The organism is Cetobacterium sp. NK01, from assembly GCF_024506395.1.
GTDB lineage: Bacteria > Fusobacteriota > Fusobacteriia > Fusobacteriales > Fusobacteriaceae > Cetobacterium_A > Cetobacterium_A somerae_A.
Map to the genome: position 1 here is coordinate 1,176,674 of NZ_JANIBO010000001.1, position 24,766 is coordinate 1,201,439.

Genomic DNA, 24,766 nt, shown 5'->3' on the forward strand with positions numbered 1-24,766 from the left:
TAGTATACCTTTTTTATTATTACATTATATCGTTTAATCTATAGTTAATAAGATCTATTTTGGCCCCATCCAAAAATTCATTTAATCTTTCTAAGTGAGAGAGTAAACTCTCTTTACTTGGTCCACCTAAGGACTTTCTTTTTTCAACACAATTTTTAATAGCTATTGTTTCATATATATCCCCGTTAAAAATATATGAAAACTCTCTGTATTTCTCAAGTGGTAGAGTTTCTAAATTCAACCCATTATCAATACAGTAACTAACAATTTCCCCAGTTATTTTGTAAGCTTCTCTAAAGCTCATTCCCCTAACAGTTAGGTAGTCTGCAACGTCAGTGGCATTGATAAAACCATCGTTACAAGCTAAAAGTAAAACCTCATTTTTTACTTTTAACGTTTTAACCATCCCAACAAATACCTGTAAACATCCCTTCACAGTATCAACAGCGTCAAAGAAAACCTCTTTATCCTCTTGCATGTCCTTATTGTACGCTAAAGGAATCCCCTTCATAGTTGTTAAAAGTGCCATTAAATTCCCATAAACTCTACCAGTTTTCCCCCTAACTAGTTCAGCTGCATCAGGATTTTTTTTCTGTGGCATTATGCTACTTCCAGTTGAAAAAGCATCACTTAATTCAATGTATCCAAAGTCATTTGAAGTATAGATTATAATCTCTTCAGAGAACCTTGAAAGGTGCATCATAACAATTGAAAGTGCAGACAGAATCTCAATTAAGTAGTCTCTATCACTAACACCATCTAAAGAGTTTAAAGTAGGTCCTTTAAATCCTAAAGTGTGAGCAGTGAACTCTCTATCTATTGGATAAGTTGTACCAGCTAAAGCTGCACATCCAAGAGGTGAGTAATCAAGTAACTCAAAGGCGTTGTTTAAACGGATAAAGTCTCTTTTAAACATCTCAGAGTATGCAAACATATAGTGTCCAAATGATATTGGTTGAGCCTTTTGAAGGTGAGTAAACCCAGGCATATATGTTTCTAAATGCTCTTTTCCTAAGTTAGTAGTAACCTCAATTAGTTCAATTAAATAGGACTGGATTTTTTTTACTTCATCCTTTGTAAAAAGTCTCATATCTACAGCTACTTGGTCGTTTCTACTACGTCCAGTGTGAAGTTTTTTCCCCACATCACCAATTCTATCAATAAGAATTTTTTCAATATTCATATGAATATCTTCGTAGGTTGTAGAGAAGGTAATCTTTCCATTTTCAATATCCTCTAGAATCTCTAAAAGTGTTTTTTCAATGAGGCCCCCATCCTCTTTTGAAATGATCTCCATTTTAGAAAGCCCTCTCACATGAGCGATACTACCCATAATGTCGTATCTATATAGTCGTTGATCAAAGTGAATAGAGGAGTGAAAATCTAGGATTAGTTCACTTGCTGCTTCTTTAAATCTTCCTGAAAAGTACTGCATTGCTCATCTCCTTTATAGAATCTGTTTTTAGTAAAGATTTTTATTCCTATTAAAATTGCAATTTGAATAGCTATTGCAAAAAGGATTAACGAACTATTTTGTGTAAATCCACCAATCAAGAATACAGATATAGCTAAAATAGCGTTTACTACAGCATATGGAGTTTGAGTTTTTACGTGATTTATATGGTCACATCCAGCTCCTGCTGATGATAGTATAGTTGTATCTGAAATTGGTGAAACATGGTCTCCAAAAAGTCCACCTGAAAGTATAGCTCCAATTGTCACATAAAGTGGAGCATTAAAAGTTACAGCCATAGGTATAACTAGTGGTACCATAATACTGTATGTTCCCCAAGAACTACCAGTTGAAAAGGAGATAACAGCACCAAATATAAAAGCGATAGCTGGAATAAATCCAGAGTTAATATCTAAAGTTTTTAAAAATCCAATTAAAAACTGGTCAGCTCCTAAGTCTTTATTAATAACACCTAGCGACCAAGCTAAAATCAGAATTATAACAATCTCACTCATTTTTTTCATACCACTTAAATAGATAGAAAATATCTCTTTAAATGTTTTACTTTTATAAAAAAGCATAAGTCCCATTAAAACAAGGGCTGCATATAGGTATCCACTTGTTAGAGCGGCTCTAAAAGCACTTCCTGAAACTCTAGAAGTTATAAAAGAAACACCAAGCATAGAAAATAGAGTTCCTAAAAGAACTAGTATTGGTACCCAAACAAAAGACCCTTTGGCATTTTCCACATGATACTTAGAGTTATCAATTTCAAATTCACTCTCATCAATAGGGTTATTTTCAAAAGTTCTCATAGGCCCAAAATCTAGCTTAAGCAGCGTTAAAGCTGGAATAATAGTCAGTGCTAATATTGGATAAACGTTAAAAGGAATAGATTTTATGAAACTTTCATAGTCTGAAAGAGACAGATTTAAAAGCTCAAACTCCTTTTGTAAAAGTCCTATGATAAAAACTCCCCATCCAATAAAAGGAACTAAAACAGCCACAGGAGATGATGTAGAATCCAGTATAAAAGCTAGTTTTTCCTTAGAAAGTTTTAGTCTTTTGAAAAAAGGACTAAAGATTGGCCCAACAATTAATGGCGTACCTAGGTCAGAGAAAAATATCATAATCCCTGTGGAATAAGCTAAAAGTTGAGCTTTAGTTTTAGAGTTTATAGAGTTTTTAAAACTCTCAGCAAATGCGTAAGCTCCACCAGACATCATCATAAGTTCAATAAATCCACCTATAAAAATCATAAGTACAATAACTCCAGCGTTATAACTATCTGTAAGTTGATTGATAAAGTATTTCCCCACTAGAACCTTTGTAGTCTCTAGAGGATTATAACCATTTAAAATGAAAATTCCACAAAATACACTGGAAAAAAGTGACAAAACTACATTTTTAGTTTTGATAGATAAAAAAACTGCAATTAAAATTGGAATTATAGATAATACCCCATATGAAACCATTTAAATCCTCCTAATTTAGTAAAAAAATTACTACCCCAAAATAAAAGGCATACCAAAGAATGGTATGCCCTAGAGAACTTAATTAAGTAATAAGCGTATTGTTATGGCAGCGTCACAATACTTAATTCACAGGATCATAACATCATCGCCGTCGGCCTTAGGCTCCGTATATGGAAGTGAACTAACCTCTATTTGTTTTTGTTAAGAGTGAGTATACAACATTTTCTTTCAAAATGTCAAACTATATTTAAAAATATTTTTTACTGAAGCTTTATTAAAACTCCAATAATCATGAAAATTGATCCTAGGAAGAAAAGGATTCCTTGGAATTTAATTTGAAGTTTAGCCCAAACTCCCCACTCAATTTTAGCTATTCCTAAAATAGCCATTAAGATACCTGAAGTTGGCACAAACATATTTGTAAATCCATCTCCAAGTTGGAAAGCTAGTACTGCAACTTGTCTAGGAACACCAACTAAGTCTGAAAGTGGTGCCATAATTGGCATTGTTAAAGCTGCTTGTCCAGAACCTGATACAACGAAGAAGTTGAATACAGACTGGAAGAAGTACATTGCAACTGCAGATATAGAAGCATGTAAATGGCTTAAAACACCAGCTACAGAGTTTAAAACAGTATTTAAAACTGTAGGAGTTCCAGCATCTACTCCACCTAAAACTAGCACTATACCTTTAGCCATACCAACAACCATTGCTGCTCCAATAAGGTCCTCTGCACCTTTTCTAAAAGAGATAGCAATATCATTAACAGTCATATCATTTAATTTAAAGATAACTCCAATAATTCCAGAAACAACTCCCATAATAGTGAACTGTGCAGCTATTTCAGGTAAGTAATATCCATGGAAAACAACTCCCCAAATAATCCAAGACATTCCTAAGAATATTGTTAAAAATACAAGTTTATGTCCTAACTTAAATTCTAAATCTTCTGTTTCATCAGCTTTAAAATCATCTCTAAAGAACTTATCAGTTTCATAAGATATTGATAACTCAGGATTAGCTTTAACTTTTTTAGCATATCTCATAGTATAGATAATTCCAAAAGATGTAAAGAATATCCACATAACTATTCTAAACATAGCTCCAGAAAGTACAGGAACCCCAGCAACTCCTTGAGCGATAGCCACACTAAAAGGGTTCATCCAAGATGTAGCAAATCCAATTTGAGTTGATATATAGCACATAAAAATACCGGTGATAGAGTCATATCCCATACCAACAACTATAGGTATAAGAATCATAGCAAAAGGAATAGCTTCCTCTCCCATACCGAATACAGCTCCACCTAAAGAGAATAGAAGGAAAACAAGAGGTATAAGCAGTGCCTCAGATCCCTTAGTTTTTTTAATCATATTAAGTATTCCAGCTTCAACAGCTTTAGTTTTTAAAATAATACCAAAAGCTCCACCAGTGATAAGGATAAATGCGATAATACCAACAGCAGTTCCCCATTTATCTCCACTAACAAGACCTTCAAAGATATAGTTAGTAACACTCATATCTCCACCAGCAGCAAATATAGGAATACCCTTAGTCAGAGGTTGTCCTAAATCGTTTAACGCATATTTAAAACTTCCTGGAACAGGAACAGTTCTCGTTTTCATACCAGCTTCAGTGGCATATTGAATCTTTTCCATGGTAAAGCTACCAACAGGAATAAGGTAAGTAAGAATTGCAGCAAAGACAACTACAAAAAAGATAATGACATAGGTATCAGGTATTCTGATTTTTTTCTTCATTTGTTTCCTCCTAAAAAATTATGCTTCGCCTAAAGAGGTAATATGTATTGCAAAATAAAAGGCATACCTATAGGTATGCCTGAATAGCTTAAATTATCTTACTTAAAAATTTTAAATATGAATTAATAAGCGTATTGTTATGGCAGCATCACAACACAAATATATTACAAACATCTTCGCCATCGGCCTTAGGCTCCGTTTTACTAAGAACAGTATACTATAAATTTAGCCAAAGTGTCAATTCTAAAAATTTCAAATACTTGTACATAAAAATAGCACAAAAGTCTTTTATTTTATCAAAGTTCTTTTACAATAGACATTTGTACTAAAAAAATGTAAAAAAACTATTGTAATTTAGTTTTGTATGTGTTATTATTCTTAAAAATAAAAAAAAATTTTCAAAAGGACGGTGAAGAACTATGAGTAACGAAAGAGGTAATTGGGGATCAAGTGTAGGTTTTGTATTAGCGGCGGCAGGATCAGCTATAGGACTTGGAAATTTATGGAAGTTTCCTTACTTAGCAGGAAAGAATGGAGGAGGAGCATTTGTAATTGTCTATTTATCTCTAATAGTAATACTAGGTTTTTCCCTTATGTTAGGAGAGATGGCGATAGGTAGAAGAGGAAAATCTGATGCCTTTGGATCATATAATAATATTAAAAAAGGTTGGGGATTCATTGGAATCTTTGGAATTTTATGTTGTTTTATTATCTATTCATACTATGTTGTAATTGCTGGATGGATTGTAAAATATATCGGTATGTTTATTAGAGGCGGACTTACAGAGGACCCAGTGGCAACATTTGGAAACTTTATCTCTTCTGGAACGTCACCAATAGTATATAGCTTTGTTATTGTTGTAGTAACGGCATTAATTGTTTTAAAGGGTGTATCTGGCGGAATTGAAAAAGCAAGTAAAATTATGATGCCAATTCTGTTTGTATTTATGTTAGTTATTGTTGCAAGATCAGTAACTCTTCCAAATGCAATGGAAGGAATTAAATATTTCCTAAAACCTGATTTCTCACAGATTACTCCTTCAGTTGTAATTGCAGCTTTAGGACAGGTTTTCTTCTCACTAAGTTTAGGTATGGGTGCTATGATAACTTATGGTAGTTACCTTCCAAAGGACACTAACCTTGTAAAAAGTGCTCTTTGTATACCTGTGTTAGATACACTAATTGCTTTACTTGCAGGACTTGCTATCCTTCCAGCGGTATTCTCATTTGGACTTGAGCCAACAGCTGGACCAGGATTAATCTTTATAACTTTACCTAAAGTTTTTGCTTCAATGCCAATGGGTAACCTATTTGGAATTATCTTCTTTGTGCTAGTTTTATTTGCTGCACTAACATCAACTATCTCATTATTAGAGGTTGTTGTATCTTTCGTTGTAGATCAAATGAAGCTAGATAGAAAGAAAGCTACAATTTTAGTAAGTGCTTTAATTGCAGTATTTGCAATTCCAAACTCACACTCTTTTGGACCATTAGCTGAGTTAAAAGTATTCTTTGGATTAAACTTCTTTGATTTCTTAGGATATTTAACAGATAATATTTTATTACCAATGGGTGGACTACTACTTTGTGTATTTGTTGGATTTATCTGGGATAAAGAGGATATTAAAAAAGAGATTACAAATGATGGAGAGGTTTCTTTCCCATTCTTCTCAGTATGGATGATTGGAGTTAAATACCTAGGTATTCAACTTTTAGCACTAATTTTACTTCAAGCAGTTGGAGTGGTAGGAAGTGCACTTAGTTTCTCATTAGCGGTTATATTCATGTTACAAATTTTCTTCGATGTACTTGAAAATAGAAGAAAAGTAAAAACAGCGTAATAAATTTTCCTAAGGTATATATTAAAGTGAATTAAGTAAAAAAGCACAGATTAAACTCTGTGCTTTTTGCTTTTTATAAATTACAAGGAAAATAAAAAAAAAATTGTAAGTAGATATATAAAGATTTTTTTCTTTTTATAATTTAAATTAAGGAGAGTGTTAAAATGGAAAAAAATATTAAACCAATTGATAAAACATTTATGGCAGGAAAATGGATGCCTTCAGATCAAGAAACATTAGTTGCTTGGATGAAAAAAATTATGGCAAAAGCAGATAAGCACACTGGACCATTATTACCAGCTGTTGAAAATTTAAAAAACTTCATTGAAACAGATCCAAAAGCTTATATGTTTTTTACTCAGATGTTTGATCAAGTTGCGAAAAATAAAACAAAATCACCAGCTGATTTACCTCAAGTTCGTGATTATCAGCATATGTTATCTCTTTTTAATGTAATTATGACTCATTCTCCAGAGTTTGATGAAACTGGGCTTGTAGGTTTTCCTTTTAATGCTATCTTAGATTGGTCTATGGCTACAACTGGTGGTTGGGCAGGATTTTTAGATGAAAAAATTAATTCACATCTTAAAAATATGTTAGATGAGTGGGCTGTATATCTATCTTCAGCAGAAAGTGCTCATGTTTTAAATGATGATCCTAAAACAGGTTGGTTTGGAGAAGATGCTAAAAAAGCAATGCCAACATTTGTTGATGATTTTATTTGCGATCCAAGTTTACCTCACTACGGTTTTACATCATGGGATGACTTTTTCACACGTCGTTTCAGAGAGGGAGTTAGACCTATTGCTATGCCTGAAGATGACGCTATTGTTATAAATGCTTGTGAGTCTGCTCCATATAGATTAGTTAATAATGTTCAACTATATGATAAGTTTTGGATAAAGGCACAACCTTATGCATTAAAATTTATGCTAGATAATGATCCATTGACTGAAAACTTCGTTGGTGGAACTGTTTATCAAGCATTTCTAAGTGCTCTTAGCTACCATCGTTGGCATGCACCAATTTCTGGAAAAGTTGTAAAAACAAAAATTATAGATGGAACATATTATTCACAAGCACTTAGTGTAGGTCTTGACCCAGCAGGACCAAATGAATCACAAGGTTATATCTGTGAAGTTGCAACTCGTGCTTTAATTTTTATTGAAGCGGACAATCCAGATATAGGTTTATTCTGTTTTATGGCTGTTGGAATGGCTGAAGTTTCAACATGTGATGTACGTGTTTTTGAAGGACAACATGTTAAAAAAGGTCAAGAGTTAGGAATGTTCCACTTTGGTGGATCAACTCATTGTCTATTCTTTGGACCTCAAGTTGAGGTAGAGTTTAATTTACACAATCAAACTCCTGGACTTGATAGTTCAAATATTCCTGTAAATGCGCATTTGGCAACTGTAAAAAGAAAAAATAAATAAATTAGTAAATAAATAGATATATCAGAAAAACTAGGAGTGCAAATTCTCCTAGTTTTTTATTTTATTCTTCCCCTTCAAAAATGTTATAATAAAGATAAAAAATGTGAAGGAGGAGAGTGTGAAAAAACTACTATTTTTATTTAAAATTTTTATAACTTTAATAGTCTTATTAGAAACTCTCTATGGTAGGGAGATTAATCCGCTAAAGGCCTTTACATATGACATTATAATTTCAAACTATGAAAATAGTCCTAAAAGAGATATTGAGATAGTGAATGATTTAACAAAAGTTAAGGGGCAGTTAGCAAATAGTGGTGAAGGATTTTTAGATGTTGAAGGAGAGGCGTTTACCTCTTGGGAGATATTTAAAAATGGTAAAAAAATTAGTACAGGAGATAGAGATCTTTTAGATGATAAGATTGTAGAGTTACTTCCAGAAGAGAGTATAAAATATGAGATTGTAGCTACACCAAATCCAAAACTTTTATCTCAAGAGCTAAAAAATATAGTTACAATTTATGAGGATAATCAACTTTTAGAAAAAAGAACATATAAAGGTGAAGTGTTAGGTTCAAAGGCTAAAATAAAAAGAGAGGTAGATTTAAAAACTTACTCCCCTGGAGACTACATAAACTACAAAGTTGTAGTTGAACCTGATGGTCTAGGATATCTAAATAACTTCAAGTTAGACGAGGAGATAGATAAAATTTTAGTACCAACTTTAAATGGAAAAAAAGAACTACTTCTTTCAAATATAGAGGTTAAAAGTAATAGAGAAGATGTTCGAAGTGTGATGGATATCCCTTTTGGAGAGAGCTTAATCTATGAGATAAAAGGTAAAATAAACGAGAATATTTTAGGTGATATTGAGTATAAAGGGTTAGTTACGAAAAGCGAGCCATACAGTTTAGATATAAAATTTTTAAATACTGAGAAGTACTCTCCTGGAAAAGAGTATACATATGAGATAGAGATAAAAAATAGTGGAAAAGGAAATGGTAGTAATATTCCTTTGGAGTTTCTAGTGGATAAAAGTGAAGTAGTGAACTGGAAGGGAGAGGTTGTTAAAGCTTTCCCTAAAAATGAGACTAGTTTAAAAGAGGTAATAGCTTTAGGAAAAGGCAAAAAAATTATAAAAAAATACAATGTATATGTAGATGATTTTAGTGTTAGTGATATAGAATCAAAACTATTGATTGATAGTCATACGGTCAATAATAAAATTTCATCACACAGTTCAGAGCCTAAGGTAACCTACCAAGTAGAGAGCTATTTGGATAAAAGTGGAAATAAAAAACTAAAGGGATATACATCAGAAGGTTATATAGAATATCTTTTTAAAGTTGAAAATAAAGGTCTTGGAATTTTAAATAACTATAGATTTAATAGTAATATAGATAGTTTAAAAACAAAATCTGTAAGTGGAAGAGAGATTTTAGCTTTTTCATCTAGTGATAAAAAAATATCTCGAGATAAAGGGATAATAGTGGATGAAACTTCAGAGGGAGAGGATGTTTTAAATATATTACCTGGAGGGGCTGTAGAGTATAGAGTAAAAGGAAAAGTATCTAAAGAGTCAGTGGGAGATATTGTAAAGGATAACGTAGTTGCAAAGATGGACAAAAGTGATGTAACTCATAGTTTAAAAGTATTAAAAGAGAGTTATAAAGCTGGTGAAGAGATCGATTATACTATCACTTTGAAAAATAGAGGTTATGGAACTGCATATGAACAAAAATATAGATTAGATGTAGATAAAGCTTTAGTTTCAGCTTCAGGAGTTGAAAATAAAAAAGTAAATGCTTTTAAAAATAGCTCTCCAATTGAGAAAGTTCCAGTGATATATCCAGGGCAAGAGGTAAAGTATAACTTTAAAGGTGTTACTAAAAATAGTATTTTTGATAGTATACATATGAGATCTGTTTATGGAGATGATATAAAAGAGAGTGAAGTTAAGTCTTTACCTGGAAAGCTTGAATTTTCAAATAGTTTAAAGAGTGTTAATGGAAAGATAGTTACAAAAGGGATGAGATATAAGCCTGGAGATATGGTAACTTATGAAGTTGTTTTAAAAAATATTGGAGAGGGATTTTTAGATAACTTAAATGTAGAAAGTAATTTAGATAATGTAAAGGCTTTAGTAGCTGGTTCAGATGTTAAAGAAAAAGTTTTAGAGGGAATAAACATAGGGATAAAAAGTAGTGATCCAAGAACTGTTATAACTTCTAAAATGGGTGATACAGGTAATCAGATTAGAAAAAATATAGATTTTGCTCCAAAGAGTAGTATAACTTTTGAAATATCAGGGATAGTTTCAGATAGGGCTATTGGAACATTATCTGGTATGAGTTTTGTGATAAATGGAATGGGAAAAACTAGTGATGAACTAGGTAGTGTTGGCGGTTCAGTTAGTGGAGAAAAAACTCTTTTAGAACCTGAAAATGGAATTTATAAACCAGGGGATAAACTGAAATATATGCTTACAATCAAAAATAAAGGAGATGGGTATGGTCGTTCAATACCTATAGAGGATATACTTTCTGAAGTTACAACAGAGAAAGAGGGAAAGCGTTATGGTAGAGCTTTTTCCAATTGGAAAGTAACATATTTAGGAGCTAAAGATGAATCGAGTAGATTTAAAAAACATACTCATTTGAAAAATGAAGTTTCTGGTCGAGAGGATTTAAATACAAAAGTTGATATAGGTCCAGGAGTAACGATAGAGTTTTTAGTAGAAGCTGATATAGATAGTAACGCTATTGGAGTTATAGAGAGTAAAGCTAAAATAGCTGGCGGAACAAATGACGATCAAACAATATATTTAAAACCCATGTCTGAGTACTCAGAGGAGGAAAAAGCTGAGCAAGGAGTAAGAGTTCGTTTAAGTTCTACAAAAAGTGAGATAAAGCTTGGAGAGGTAGTTGGTTTTACTGTTAGTGTGGAAAATTTAGATAAAGAGAGCTATGAAAATCTAAGTTTAAAAAATACTACACCAAAAGGGTTTAGGTATCTAGATGAGGAGTTCCAGAAATTTAGTTTAAAACCAGGGGAAAAATATAGTAAAACATTTTATATGAAAGCTACTGTAGGAGCTAATATAGGTAAAAATATATTTCAAAGTTATGTGGCAAATAGAAACAGTAAGATATCAAATATTGGTGAAGCTAGTGTCAATGTAAAGGGAGATTCACTTTTAAATACAGCTACTATAATTGGTAAAGTAATAGATGAAAAAACTGATGAAGGAATACCATACGCAGTTGTTTATACACCTTCAGGAGTAGTAGTTCAAGCGGACGAGTTTGGAAGATTCCATCTTCCTGATCAATGGGTTGAAAAAGCTTTTGGAGAAAATTTCTCATTAAAATTAGATGAAAATAGTTTGCCAAAAGGAAGTGTAATAAAAAGTGAAAATCCACTTGTAAAAAGAATAACTCCCTACTCTTTAACAAAGTTTAATTTTATAGTTCAAAAGGGAAAAGAGGATGAGTCACAAGAGGTAAAGAGTGAAAAGAACTATACATATATGGGAACAGGTCTTGTTGATGCATATGTAGGAAAAGATAGTGAAAAACCAAGAGCTACATATTTTGGTAAAGGAAGTTATGGTGACTATAAACTTACACTTCATTTTGATACTAAGGATAAAAAAAATCAGACGCTTTTAGAAAGGGTTACAGATGATGATTATGTATATTATCCAACTTATGGAGACGACTCTAAAATTAGAAAAGAGATAAGTACAAATGGAAAGCTTTATCTAAAGTTGGAGCACAAAAAATCATATATAATGTGGGGTAACTATGAAACAGGATTTGTAGGAACAAAGTTTATGGATTACAACAAGGAACTCTATGGACTAAAAGGAGAGTATAAAGAGGATGATATAAATGTAAAAGTTTTTATGAGTACTCCAAATACTATGTATGGTCATGATGAGTTTTTAGGAACTGGTGGAAGTTTATACTTTTTGAAAAATGGTGAAGTATTAAAGGGCAGCCAAAAAGTTTGGATTAAAATTGTTGATTCAGACACCTATGTTGTGGAAAAAATAATATATCTACAAGAGGGAAGAGATTATGAAATTGATCCTTTTATAGGAAGGGTTATACTTACAACACCTTTAAGCGGTGGAAGTTCTACAGATTATTACGCATATTTAGTAGTTGACTATAGCTATCTTCCAAAAGATGGAGATGTAGTTGATTCATCTAACTATGGTGGGAAAGTAGTAAAGGATATAAATGACAATGTAACAGTTGGAATAACAGCTGTTCATGAAACTCGTGGAAAAACAGATTATGATTTAAAAGGTGTTGAAGTTAAGTTAAAAGATGAAAATGGAAACTATATAAAGGGCGAGTTTAGCAGTAGTTCAGGAGTTTCTAATGTGAGTAATTATCTATCCTTTGATGGTGGATTGACTTTCCAAGAGGTGGATAGAGATGAGAGTAAAATATCTGGAAATGCATATAGAATTACAGGAGCTCTAAAACTTTTAGAAGAAGCTGAGTTAAAAGCTTGGTATGAAAGAAAAGAGAGAGGATACTCTTTTGCTTCAGATTTAGATGACAGATTTTTAGAGACTTTTGGAAGTGAGCTAAAATATAGCCACTCTGAAAACTTAAAAAGTTATTTGAAATTTCAATATGTAGATCAGATGAAGTGGGGAGAGAAAAGAGAGACAGGAACAGTTACTAGTGCTAAGTTAGAGTATATTTTAAATGAGAGTACAAAACTTTATAGTGAGATAAAAGCTGGACTTAGTAACGCTCTATCTTTAGGAGCTGAAAAGAGAATAAATGACAGATTGAAAGTTAATGGAAGAACATCTTTTGGAGATTCAGGAAACTACTTTGAACTTGGAGGAGATTATCAACTTTTTGATAACTATAATATCTACTCAGGTTATAGTTCAGATGGAGAGATATCTAGAGATAGATACACTGTAGGTCAAAGAGCTAGAGTGGGAGAGAGAACTAGTATCTATCAAGAGAATCAGTTTATAAAAGAGAGAGGTAAAAATGCATCACTTCAAGGATATGGTATAGATTACGATTTAAGAAGAGGTGTAACTTTAGGTGGATCTATTCAGCATGGTGAGCTTATTTTACCAAATGATGAAAAGAGTCGTAGAAGAGGAGGATCTTTATATTTAAGAGCTGAATTAGAAAATTTAGCTTTAAGAAATAGAGTTGAATATAGAGAGGATAAAGGATCAGAGGCTATAGAGCAGTATCTTACAACTAACTCTTTTACCTATAAGTACAGTAAAGAGTATACTTTTGCAGGTAAATTTAATTACTCTTTTACAGAGGATATCTATAGAAATAGTTATTTAGAAAGTAGCATGGGCTTAGCCTATAGACCTATAGACAACGATAGATTAAACTACCTTTCAAGATATACTGTAATATTAGATAGAGACACTAAAACAAATAAAGATTTTAGTGCTCATATAGGGGAGTTTGAAACAATCTATTCCTTTACAAGAGAGCTAGATATATCTATGAAAAATGGGTATAGACGTGAGAAAAATAACTATTTAAATGAGCTATATATGTTAGGTTTTAAAGCTAACTACAGTGTTATGAATAGTTGGGAAGTTTTTGGTCAATATCAATGGTTAGTGGATAGAGCTAGCGAAGATGTTTTAAGTGGTGCTATCTTTGGAATCTATAAAAATATAGATAGAAATATGAAGCTTGGAGGGGGATATAACTTCTCTGGGTTCAAGGATTCTTTGGGAGAACAGGACTATAAGACTTCTGGATGGTTTTTAAATATAATAGGGACTATGTAGATTAATAATTTTAAATTAAAAAAAGAGAGATTTCGGGGGACGTTGAAATCTCTCTTTTTATTTATCTGAATTTATTGAAAAGCCAAAGTACTACAATGGCTCCAAAAGCTGCAGTAAAGATACTACCAATATTTAATCCATGAACAGAACCAATACCGATAATACTACCTATAAATCCACCAACGAAGGCTCCAACAATACCAAGTATCATAGTGGCAATTATTCCTCCACCTTGAGTACCAGGCATAATAAATTTAGCTAAGGCACCAGCTAGAATTCCAAGGATAATCCATGTTAAAATTCCCATTTTCTAAACCTCCTAAAAAAAATTTTTTATTTTATAATCACTTATTCAGAGATAGTTTTGACTTTCTTTTTTTTTCTTAAAAATAAATTTATTATTTAAAGAATAACATCTGTGATACAATAAAAGGGATTTTAAGGAATTTTAAGGGAAAAAATTAAGGGAGAAATAATGAAAAGAACAACGGGATTATTATTTTTACTACCGCAACTGCTTTTAGCGCAGGAGTATTGGAATGGGATTCCATATCCAATGAATCGTTGGGGTATATCAGGTTTAGGAGTAAACCAAACAGAAAAAGGGAAGATAAGCAACATTGATATAAACATAAAAAAAATTCCCATTGGAAACAATGAGGTGGATTTAGAGATTATTAATCCAGAATCTATTGAAGTAAAAGCTAAGGTTAGAGGAGTAAAATTAGATTACTTTGTATTACCATTTTTGTCTATTTACGGAATATATGGTCAATTAGAAGCAGATGTAGATATGAGAGCAGGAAGCCCTCAGATAGGAATACCAGGAACTGGAAATGGCTTTGTAGATGGAATAATAGGAGATTACGAAGATAAGATAAACAATCATTTAGAAAAAGTAAAATTAAATGGAAAGTTTAAAACAGAGGGAGACATTTACGGTATTGGTGGTATTTTAGCTGGAGAGTATAAAAATGTTTTCGGAATGCTTCAATATACATACACTGAAATTCATATGAAGGATGGTTTAGCTAAGAAAAAAGCAGAGGTTTCAAATGCAAGATTAGGTTATAGTTTTAAACCAAAAGATACATTTATAACTAATATTACTCCATATTTAGGAGCTACTTATCAGCTTATGGGAACACAAGTTAAAGCTGGAATTGGAGATTTAAATGCCACAATAGATTTAGAGTTAGATGAGATATCACCTGCAGCAGGAGTATTTGTTCAGCTTTCTAATAATATGACTCTAATGGTGGAAACAACTTGGGGAACAAAGGATTCAGTGGCTATAGATATAGGATATAGATTTTAGGATGGTGGTAAAATGCTAGGGCTTGTTTGTATGTTAGATGGAAAAGGCATGAAAAAAGGTGTTAACGCACTTAAAAACTTTAATTTAGAAAAAGTTAAAGAAGCAGCACTTTTTAATTTAGATTATACTTTAGACTGTATAAAATTTTGTTTAAAAAACAACTACATCTATAGAGTTTCATCATCTGTAATTCCATATCCTGATCTTTGGAACTGGAGAGAGGATAGAGATATTTTACAAAAGTTAGAAATCATAAAGGAGTATAGCTCTAAAATAAGACTTATAATTCACCCAGATCAATTTGTAGTTTTAAATAGCGATAGTGAAAAAGTTATAGAAAACTCCTTGAAAATATTGGAAAGCCAAGTACAGTTTGCAAAATTTGCAGGTATAAGTGAACTAGTTCTTCACATTGGAAAAAAAGATGGTATAGATAAATTTATAAAAACATATAATACCTTAGACGATTACACTAAAAGTATATTAGTTTTAGAAAATTGTCACTATTATAGAGCCACTGAAGTTTTAGAGCTATGTGAAAAAATGGATATCTCTATGGTTTTAGATGTGCATCACGCAAGAGTTACAAAGGATGAAAACTATAATATAGAAAAAATAAAAAAAACATGGAAAAATAAGAAACCATTAGCACATATATCAAGTGGAAAAGACTCCATAGATGATAAATCTCATAGTGATTACATATCAGATGAGGATATAAAAAAGTACATCTGGCTTTTTAAAGATTTTGATGTGGAGATAGAAGCTAAGAAAAAAGAGAAAGCATTAAAAAAAGCTGCAGATGCAATAGCTATCTACAGCTTGTAAAGTGAGGCTAAGGGTTAACTTTAGTCTTTTTTATTTAGAGTTTTCATATTGAGTATGGAACTCTTTTAAAATTTGCTTAGTCTTTTTACCAATAGCTTCATATTGGTATTCTTTTAAGTTTGCTAGAGAAACTCTTAAAGTAGGATGAGTATCTCCAAATCCTTTTCCAGGAAGTAGAACAACACCAGTTTCTTTAGCTAAAGCAAATAGGAAATCATTTATTTTATTGTTATCTTTAAACCACTGTGCAAATTTCTCATCAAAAAGTTCAAGAGCAATATCAGCAACATTTATAAGAGTGTAGTAACTTACAATATTTTCATCATCATTAAAATGACTTCCTAAAGATGAATATAAAAGTTTACATCTGTTTCTTATAAGTTGTTTACATGAGTTTTTATAATCTGAATTTAGATCAACTAGTGAGTTTAAAGCAAATAATACCATCTGTAACTGTTGAGGAGTAGATATTCCTGCAGTGTGGTTTAAACCTACAGCTCTACTATCTGCAACTATTCTATCAATGAAAGATAGAGTTTTTGGAGTTGGTGTCATTATTGCATATCTACTGTTAACTTCATCATCAGCTGCTTTTAAAAACTTATCAAAAATACTATCATGTGAAACAGAGATAGTACCTAATCTCCATCCTGTAGCTCCGAAATATTTTGAGAATGAGTAAACTAAAAGAGTATTTTTAGGAACTATTCCAAAACATGAAACAAAGTTATCACCAAATGTTCCATAGACATCATCAGTTATAATCATAAGATCAGGTCTGTCGTTATCTATAATTTTCTTTAAGTTTAATAGAGTTTCAGTACTTAATTTTGTTGATGGTGGGTTACTTGGATTAACAAGACATAGTAGTTTTATACTAGGGTCTTTAAGCTTTTCAAGTTCAGCTGCAGGAAGCTGCCAATCAGATTTAGGATCAAGCTGTAGTTCAACAATATCTAAATCATATTCAGATAATTTTGGAATCTCTAAATATGGTGTGAAAATTGGAGTTACAATAGCTATTTTATCCTTTGGTTTAATAAGTTTATTTGTAGCTAAAGAGTTGAAGATGTAAAACATTGCAGCTGTTCCACCCTCTGTTGCAAAAACATCAAAATCAGTTTCAATTCTATTTTGACACATCTCTTTAGTTAGATATTTTTTTACAATAATTTCAGAGTTAACAAGCATTCTTGGAGGTGTAGGATAGTGGCTTCCTAAGTAAGCTTCTACAAACTCCATTAAAACCTCATCAGTATTTAAACCAAGTTGGTCTTCAATATAAGATAGGTATGTTAAAATTCCATTTACTTCAGCAGAACAAGGTTCTTTTCTTAAAAATATTAAGAAACGAGTGTAAATACCATCTTTTTTAGGGAATCCACCAATATGATTGTGAAGATACGAGTATGAAACTTCAGACTCTTCAATGGCAAATTTACCAATTAAGTTAAAAACTCTACGAGGAAGAGTAGCTAAAAAATTTGGATTTCCTCTACCAGCATTTAAAACTTCACCTTTAAAAGCTTCGTCAGCTAATTTAATGAGCTGATCTTTTAGCTCAAATGGGCTTAACTCTTTCATAATAATACCTCCATTTAATTTTTAGTTATAATTCCAACAATAACAGGTCCCCACATAGTTAAAAATACGTTAGCAACAGCATATCCAACTGAGAACGGTAATACTGGTGTAGAGTTTTGAGTTTTTCTAAGAACCTCAGCATAAGCGGGGTTAGCACTTCTACCTCCAGCAATGATAGCAACTGAATCAACAGGATTTTTAATTTTTAAGATAAAGTAATCAAATAGGAATGTAATAATCTGTGGAACCATAGTTACAAAAACACCAAGCCAGAATAGAGTCATACCGTATTGTTCAATAGTAACAAGGGCACTCTTACCAGCATTTAAACCAACAATTATAACGAAAACAACTAATCCGAAAACTTTAAGGAAAGAAACTGTACCAGTGTCCATTCCACCAACTTTAGGGAATCTACTTTTTAGCCATCCGAAAATAAGACCAGAGAAAAGACATCCTCCACCAGTTCCTAAAGAGATAGGAATACCAGCAATAGGTAGAGTGATCTCTCCAATCATGATACCTAAAATCATACCAATTGAGAAAGTGATATAGTCAACAACATTTTTGCTAGGTGTAGCATAACCTAAAAGTTTATAAGAGTTATCTATATTTTGCTTTCTACCAGTTAAAATAACTTCATCTCCAAATTCAAATTTAAAGTCAGGTTTTAAAGGAAGTTCCTCATTTTCTCTATAGACTTGAGCTACAACAAAACCAAGAGTAGCAGCAGGAGGTAAAAGAGCTTTTATCTCTTCAATTGTTTTCCCAGCAAATTTTTTATAGTGGAAAATAATAGATTTCTTATATTCAGTAGTAGTTGTAGAGAACTTAGTGCAATCAAAAAGCTCATTTCCTAGAACACCATCTAGATTAAGAAGAGCCTTTGTTTTTCCACCAATAACAACCCAATCATTCTCTTGGAAAACATAGTTATCATAGTTATCTACTTTTATAACAGAACCATTTTGAGAAACATCTAAAAGAAATATTTTTTCTTTGAAATCCTCTTCTAACTCTCGAGCTGTTTTTCCAAGATATTTAGAGTCTTTAGTTATCTCATAGATTCTAGATGAAACTTTTTCAAGAGCTAGAAACTCATTTTCACCTAAAACAATACCTTTAGCTTGAGATTTTTCAAGTTCAATAGCTGATTTTCTAAGATCCCACTTCATAATTAATGGAAGAATAGTTCCAACCATAAGAACAGGACCAAGAGTACCAAAAATATATGTAACAGAGTAACCTACAGCAACATTTGTTTGAAGCTGCTTAGTTAACTCAGGACTTAAACCTAAATTTCCAATAGAGTTTCCAGCAGTACCAATAATAGCTGATTGAGTTAAACCACCAGCAGCAAGCCCAGCGGCAAGCCCTCTATCTAAATCAAAGTAGTATGAACAAAAAAGAACACACAGCAAACCTACAACAGTCATGAAAAATGATGAGATTACAAATTTCATCGAAGCTTTATTATTCAGTGCTCCGAAAAACTTTGGTCCCCCTTCATAACCACAAGCGTAAATAAACAAAGCGAAGAAAGCAGTTTTCAAAATACCAGGGACATTGAATCCAAGCTGTCCTATTATAACTGCAATAATTAAGCTACCAGCAATTCCACCTAGCTGGAACTTACCGATTTTGATTTTTCCAATAGCATATCCGATACCAATAGATAGAAAAAGTGCAATTAAAACGTTAGAGCGAATATAGTCTGCAAATATCTCCATACAATTCCTCCTTAAAATATATTATCCAATCTGGATTTAATATACAAAATTAAAAAAATCATTCCTTCATTTTGTTTCCAAAAAATAGAAAAGAGGTTAAAGCCTGGTCAGAAACCTTAACCCCTCCTCCATTTATCTAAATTTTACTTAACAGGCAAATGTTAACGTCCTCTAAATTTTATAAAAATAAATAGAACAACAAAAGCACCGATAACAGATAGGAAAATACTACCTAAATTAAGACCAGTAACTGATCCTATTCCAAGAAGACTACCTATAAATCCACCAACTAAAGCTCCTACAATCCCTAAAATTGTAGTTGCAAAAAGTCCAGCTGTATATACTTCTGGCATCATAAGTCTAGCTAATGCGCCAGATAAAAGTCCTAATATAATCCATGAAAATAATCCCATAGAGAAACCTCCCGTAAATATATCTTTGTTTTAGTTATTCGTAAAAAATTAAAAATTTCTTTTAAAAAAAATAAAATTAATGAGAAAAAAGCAAAAGGTAAATTAAAAAATCTGTTGTATAAATAAAAAAAGCTTATGGGAGGGGTTCTGTGACAAGGGGTATTTTTCTAGTGTTTATTCTATTTTTTCAACTGCTTTATGGTTCAGATAAAAAAGAGAATAAAATCTTTATAGGAAAAAGATATCCAGTAAATTTAAGTTTAGATTCAGGTTGGACTATGAGTTATATTCAAATGGATACCAATTTAAAAAGTGGATTAAGAACTCCTAAATTAAAATCAGATGAGAAAGTAAATGTTGCATACTTGAGATATAGTGAGGATCTAATAGGATTTAGTTGTGAAAATTTAAATGAATCTTTAAACTCTAACTTAAAAAACCATTTTTTTGGAGGAGTTGGAAAAGTTTCTAAAAAAATTAAAGTTGATTCCCTTTATTTAGAACCTATGGGAAAAATTCAGTCTATGGCTGTTTTTCAAAGAAGTATAAATGAGAATTATGGAAACTACAATGTGAGTTTAGATAATTTAAATGGAATATTAAATACTTTTTACTTGGGAATGGGAGTTGGAAAACAGTATTTTCAAGAGAGTCATATAGTGGATTTTTCTATGAGTGCAGGAGTTAGACAGGAGCTTAATAGAATAGATGAAGATGTAAAAAATAGAATGAAAAGTTTAGTAGAGGAGAGTGAAAGAGGAGACTTAAAGGATAAAAATGATTTTTCCCAAGAGTTTGGTTTAAACGGAGCTATTGGGAATCCAGCTACAGGGGTGTCCTTTTATACAGGATATAAATATTTTTTTTCAGAGGATGAGTCTTGGAAAGTGACAGCAGGAGTAAGTTATATATTTTAAAAACTGCAAGCTAATCTTGCAGTTTTTTTTATTTAAAATGATATTTTGGAATTTTTTTACAAAATTTATACGATGAAATACAGATTTTTTACAAGTCCATAAAAGAACTATATGTTCTTAAAAAGTAAAAAAAATAAAAAAGTTGACATTTTGACAAAAAAATAGTAAATATATAAATATAAAAAATAAAAAAATGGAAAATTTTTTCAAAGAAAGTTGGAGGGTTGGAAAATGAAAATATTATTAGTTTGTTCAGGTGGAATGTCAAGTGCAATGGTTGTTAAAGCTTTAGTTAATGAAGGGAAAAAAGAGGGATTAGAGATCACTTCAAAAGCTGTAGGAACGGGAGAGTTTGAAACTGAATTAAAAAATGGATGGGATGGAGCTTTAGTAGCACCACAGATCAGACATAAAATTGATGAGTTTAAAGCTATTGGGGAGGAGAATAACACTCCAGTACAAGTTATAGAAACAAAGGGTTACAGTCCATTAGGTGGAAAGTTTTTACTTGCTCAAGTTAAAGAGATGTTAAAATAAAAAAAACAGGGGAGATAAAATAAAATGGAAAAATTTTATGCAATAATAGAAAATGTTTTTATGAAACCAATGACTAAATTAGCAGAACAAAGACATTTAAAAGCCATAAGAGATGGAATGGTTTCAACTATTCCTTTAACAATAGTAGGAAGTTTCTTTTTAATAATAGCTTTCCCTCCAGTGCCTGCAGCATGGAAAGAAAGCATGGGTGTATTTATGTGGATTCAAAAGAATATTGGAGATATTCTAATACCTTTTAGAATTACAATGGGTCTTGTAGCAATATATGCTACTTATAATATTGGTTACAGTTTAGCTAAAAATTATAAACTAGATGGAGTTTCAGGAGGAACACTATCGTTAGTTGCATATTTTATGACCATAATTCCATCTATTGCCACTTCAAATACTGGAGAGGGATTAGGATTTGTTTTACCTATGGGTAAACTTGGAGGAGCTGGACTTTTTGTTGGTATAGTGACATCTATATTTGCTGTGGAAGTTTTAAGATTCTTTAAAACAAAGGGAATCACAATAAATATGCCTGAAGGTGTACCTGATTCAGTTGCTAGATCTTTTGAAGCTCTATTTCCAACAGTTGCTGTAGTTTTAGTTACTTGGTTACTATTTGTAATGTTTAAATTAGATATTCACAATATCTTTGCAAATATATTTAACCCTTTAAAGGGAATTGTAGATACTCCAATTGGAGCTATAATAATGGTTATGTTAATAACAATGTTATGGACAGCTGGAATTCATGGAGTTTCAGTAATAGGAGCTATGGCTAGACCTATTTGGCTTGAGATGTTAACAGCAAACGCTGATGCTATGCAAGCTGGAGATAAAGTTTTACCATATATAACTCCAGAGCCATTCTTCCAGTGGTTTATTTGGATTGGAGGATCAGGAGGAACATTAGGACTTGTATTCTTACTTCTATTTGCAAAGTCTAAATACCTAAAAGATCTAGGAAAAGCTACAATATTACCAGCAATTTTCAATATAAATGAACCGATTATATTTGGATTACCAATTATGTTAAATCCGTTTTTCACAATACCATTTGTACTAGGACCAGTTCTAGCAACAATAGTATCTTATACAGTAATGGCGCTAAACTTAGTTTCAAGACCAGCTATTCTAGCTCCTTGGACATTCCCAGCACCAATTGGAGCATACCTAGCAACAGGTGGAGATGTGAGAGCAGTTGCACTTTGTATATTTAATATAGTTTTAATGGCAGCAGTTTATTATCCGTTCATGAAAGCGTATGATAAGAAAATGTCAGCACAAGAGTTAGAAGAAGAAGGATTAGAGGAGGCTTAATATATATGTCAGTTGTAGAGATGAGTGAAGAGTTAGAGGAGATTATATTTACTATAGTAGGACAAGCAGGAGAGTGTAGAGGACTATCTTATGAGGCTTTAGGAGAAGCTGAAAAAGGTGACTTTGAAGCAGCTGCAGCAAAATTAAAAGAGGCAGAAAGTGCTATTCATAAGGCTCACTATGTTCAAACAGACCTTATTCAAAAAGAAGCAGCAGGAGAGCCAACACCAATATCTATGGTTTTCGTTCATGCACAAGATCATTTAATGACAGCAATTGCTGAAAAAGAGTTAATCAAAAAGATGATAAAGATGTATGAGACTATGTTTAAGATGAATGAAAGACTAGAAAAATTAGAAAATAGATAGGAGAAATTATGAGAGAGTTAGGAATTTCAATATATCCAGGACATTCAGATGTTGAAAAGGATAAAGAGTATATAAAGTTAGCTTCTAAATATGGATTTACTAGAATTTTTACATGTTTATTATCTATAGAAGGGGATAAAGAGAAGATTGTTCAAAACTTCAAAGAGACAATTGCATATGCTAACTCTCTAGGATTTAAAGTTATAGCTGATGTAAGTCCAAAAATTTTTAGTGATCTAAATATATCGTATAGTGATTTAAGCTTCTTTAAAAATTTAGATGCTTATGGAATACGTTTAGATGTTGGATACACAGGAAATGAAGAATCACTTATGACTTTTAATGAGTATGACTTGAAAATTGAGATCAATATGAGTAACGACACAAAATATGTTGATACTATAATGGATTATAAGCCTAATAGAGACAATCTTTTAGGGTGTCATAACTTCTATCCACATGGATATACAGGACTAACTAGAAAACACTTTAGAAAGTGTAATAAAAACTTTATGAAGTATGGTTTAGTGACATCAGCTTTTGTGAACTCACAGAATGCTACTTTTGGACCATGGCCAGTGGATGAGGGGTTATGTACATTAGAGGAGCATAGATATCTACCTGTAGATGTAGCAGCAAAAGATCTATTTAAAGAGGGAATTGATACAGTTATCATATCAAACTGCTATGCTAGTGAAGAGGAGCTTAAAAAATTAGGGGAACTGAAAAAGACTATGTTAGATCTATCAGTTACTTTAGTAGACAATATACCTGAAGTGGAAAAAAATATCGTATTAAACTTCTTACATTTCAATAGAGGAGATGTAAATGAGAATTTAATAAGATCAACTCAATCTAGAGTAAAGTATAAGGGTCATAATTTTGAGGTATTTAATCCTGTAGATATAAAAAGAGGGGACATTATAATAGAGAGCTCTTTATATGGACATTATGCAGGAGAGCTTCAAATAGCTAAAACAGATATGAAAAATACTGGAAAAACAAATGTAGTAGGTAGAATAAAAGAGGATGAGATCTATCTATTAGATGATATAAAACCTTGGGAGAAATTTATATTAAAAGAGGTAAAATAATGGAGTATATTTTAGGTGTTGATGGTGGGGGAACAAAAACAACAGCTACTTTATACAACGACAAGATGGAGGTTCTAGGACACTTTTTAGGTGGTCCTATGAACCTCCAAGTTGTTAGTGGAGATAAAGTAAAAGAGGTTTTTGAAAATATGTTAAGCCACTTTAATTTAGAAGCAAAGAGTGTAAAAATAGGAGTAGGAGCAGCAGGAGCAGGAAGACCTGAAGATGTAGAGAAGCTAAACTCAATATTAAAAGAGATTGGTTTTAAAAAATACTCTGCAAGCAGCGATGCACACATAGGTCTTTTAGCTATTCATGGAAAAAATGATGGTATGATGATAATAAGCGGAACTGGAAGTATAGGCTTTGCAGTAAAAGACTCTACTCTATATAGAAAAGGTGGATGGGGTCATCTACTAGGAGATGAGGGAAGTGGTTACTCTATCGGTCTATCCCTTGGAAAAAGATTATTTCACTCTTTTGATAAAGATGAGAGTTTTCCAAAGGAAGTTCTAGAGGATATTTTAAAATTAACAGACACTAAAAATAGTGGAGAGTTTTTAAAATGGATCTATAAAAATGATAAGGGAGAGATAGCGAAGCTATCCTCTATAGTTCTAAAAAATAGTAATCACAAAATATGTGAAGAGATTATAGATCAGACAGTGGAAGATTTAAAAAATCTAATACTTGATTTAAAAAGAGTTACAGATTTAAACTCTGTTGGTTTTGTAGGTGGAATCATAGAAAATGAAACTATAATTAGAGAGAAGTTACTCTTAGAGCTAAATAGCTTAGGAATAGATTTTGTAAAAAGAAAATACAGCAATGAATACGGTGCAACGTTACTTTTAAAAGATTAAGCTAGGTGGAGGTTTTA

Annotated in this window: 18 protein-coding genes; 11 read left to right on the forward strand and 7 right to left on the reverse strand. The window is 32.0% G+C overall.

The window, feature by feature from the left end; all coding sequences use genetic code 11:
• Window positions 1-19: 19 nt before the first annotated feature.
• From argH to yfcC, 3 genes are all read right to left on the reverse strand, one after another.
• Window positions 20-1,435 (reverse strand): argininosuccinate lyase, encoded by a 1,416-nt coding sequence (argH, locus tag NON08_RS05905; RefSeq protein ID WP_256690510.1) that lies wholly within the window; start codon window positions 1,433-1,435, stop codon window positions 20-22.
• Window positions 1,390-2,928: a Na+/H+ antiporter NhaC family protein gene (locus NON08_RS05910; RefSeq protein WP_256690511.1), complete on the reverse strand. Its 1,539-nt coding sequence runs from the start codon at window positions 2,926-2,928 to the stop codon at window positions 1,390-1,392. Before NON08_RS05910 ends, argH begins: the two co-directional genes overlap by 46 nt.
• 260 nt (window positions 2,929-3,188) lie before the next feature.
• Complete coding sequence (gene yfcC / locus NON08_RS05915; RefSeq protein ID WP_256690512.1) at window positions 3,189-4,688, reverse strand: putative basic amino acid antiporter YfcC; 1,500 nt, start codon at window positions 4,686-4,688, stop codon at window positions 3,189-3,191.
• Between the two features lie 419 nt (window positions 4,689-5,107).
• On the opposite strand from yfcC, the gene NON08_RS05920 reads away from it, so the two are divergent.
• From NON08_RS05920 to NON08_RS05930, 3 genes are all read left to right on the forward strand, one after another.
• Window positions 5,108-6,529 carry a sodium-dependent transporter gene (locus NON08_RS05920; protein WP_256690513.1) on the forward strand — a complete coding sequence of 474 codons (1,422 nt, stop codon included), beginning with the start codon at window positions 5,108-5,110 and terminating at the stop codon, window positions 6,527-6,529.
• A gap of 164 nt (window positions 6,530-6,693) precedes the next feature.
• Complete coding sequence (locus NON08_RS05925) at window positions 6,694-7,965, forward strand: phosphatidylserine decarboxylase family protein (protein WP_256690514.1); 1,272 nt, start codon at window positions 6,694-6,696, stop codon at window positions 7,963-7,965.
• Between the two features lie 118 nt (window positions 7,966-8,083).
• Complete coding sequence (locus NON08_RS05930) at window positions 8,084-13,768, forward strand: hypothetical protein (protein ID WP_256690515.1); 5,685 nt, start codon at window positions 8,084-8,086, stop codon at window positions 13,766-13,768.
• Between the two features lie 61 nt (window positions 13,769-13,829).
• Here NON08_RS05930 and NON08_RS05935 read toward each other — a convergent pair whose 3' ends face one another.
• Complete coding sequence (locus tag NON08_RS05935; protein WP_256690517.1) at window positions 13,830-14,075, reverse strand: GlsB/YeaQ/YmgE family stress response membrane protein; 246 nt, start codon at window positions 14,073-14,075, stop codon at window positions 13,830-13,832.
• 168 nt (window positions 14,076-14,243) lie between these two features.
• Between NON08_RS05935 and NON08_RS05940 the strand changes: the two genes are divergently transcribed.
• The gene (locus tag NON08_RS05940) at window positions 14,244-15,086 is read left to right on the forward strand and encodes a hypothetical protein (RefSeq protein WP_256690518.1); all 843 of its coding nucleotides are present in this window, start codon (window positions 14,244-14,246) and stop codon (window positions 15,084-15,086) included.
• A gap of 12 nt (window positions 15,087-15,098) precedes the next feature.
• Complete coding sequence (locus NON08_RS05945; protein WP_256690519.1) at window positions 15,099-15,914, forward strand: hypothetical protein; 816 nt, start codon at window positions 15,099-15,101, stop codon at window positions 15,912-15,914.
• A gap of 30 nt (window positions 15,915-15,944) precedes the next feature.
• Here NON08_RS05945 and NON08_RS05950 read toward each other — a convergent pair whose 3' ends face one another.
• The 3 genes from NON08_RS05950 to NON08_RS05960 form a co-directional block, all read right to left on the reverse strand.
• Window positions 15,945-17,498 (reverse strand): bifunctional aspartate transaminase/aspartate 4-decarboxylase, encoded by a 1,554-nt coding sequence (locus tag NON08_RS05950; RefSeq protein WP_256690520.1) that lies wholly within the window; start codon window positions 17,496-17,498, stop codon window positions 15,945-15,947.
• Window positions 17,499-17,512: 14 nt separating this feature from the next.
• Entirely contained in the window at window positions 17,513-19,228 is a 1,716-nt protein-coding gene (gene aspT / locus NON08_RS05955; protein WP_256690521.1) for an aspartate-alanine antiporter, read from the reverse strand.
• Between the two features lie 161 nt (window positions 19,229-19,389).
• Window positions 19,390-19,641, reverse strand: coding sequence for a GlsB/YeaQ/YmgE family stress response membrane protein (locus NON08_RS05960; protein ID WP_256690522.1), 252 nt, complete (start codon window positions 19,639-19,641; stop codon window positions 19,390-19,392).
• 149 nt (window positions 19,642-19,790) lie between these two features.
• On the opposite strand from NON08_RS05960, the gene NON08_RS05965 reads away from it, so the two are divergent.
• The 6 genes from NON08_RS05965 (at window position 19,791) to NON08_RS05990 (ending at window position 24,749) form a co-directional block, all read left to right on the forward strand.
• On the forward strand, window positions 19,791-20,558 hold the full coding sequence (locus tag NON08_RS05965; RefSeq protein WP_256690523.1) for an autotransporter domain-containing protein: 768 nt from the start codon (window positions 19,791-19,793) through the stop codon (window positions 20,556-20,558).
• A gap of 231 nt (window positions 20,559-20,789) precedes the next feature.
• Entirely contained in the window at window positions 20,790-21,095 is a 306-nt protein-coding gene (locus tag NON08_RS05970; protein ID WP_256690524.1) for a PTS sugar transporter subunit IIB, read from the forward strand.
• Between the two features lie 24 nt (window positions 21,096-21,119).
• Window positions 21,120-22,424 carry a PTS sugar transporter subunit IIC gene (locus NON08_RS05975; protein WP_256690525.1) on the forward strand — a complete coding sequence of 435 codons (1,305 nt, stop codon included), beginning with the start codon at window positions 21,120-21,122 and terminating at the stop codon, window positions 22,422-22,424.
• A 5-nt stretch (window positions 22,425-22,429) separates the two neighbouring features.
• Window positions 22,430-22,792: a PTS lactose/cellobiose transporter subunit IIA gene (locus tag NON08_RS05980; RefSeq protein WP_256690526.1), complete on the forward strand. Its 363-nt coding sequence runs from the start codon at window positions 22,430-22,432 to the stop codon at window positions 22,790-22,792.
• Between the two features lie 8 nt (window positions 22,793-22,800).
• Window positions 22,801-23,886 carry a DUF871 domain-containing protein gene (locus NON08_RS05985; protein ID WP_256690527.1) on the forward strand — a complete coding sequence of 362 codons (1,086 nt, stop codon included), beginning with the start codon at window positions 22,801-22,803 and terminating at the stop codon, window positions 23,884-23,886.
• Window positions 23,886-24,749 carry an N-acetylglucosamine kinase gene (locus tag NON08_RS05990; protein WP_256690528.1) on the forward strand — a complete coding sequence of 288 codons (864 nt, stop codon included), beginning with the start codon at window positions 23,886-23,888 and terminating at the stop codon, window positions 24,747-24,749. Before NON08_RS05985 ends, NON08_RS05990 begins: the two co-directional genes overlap by 1 nt.
• Window positions 24,750-24,766 lie beyond the last annotated feature (17 nt).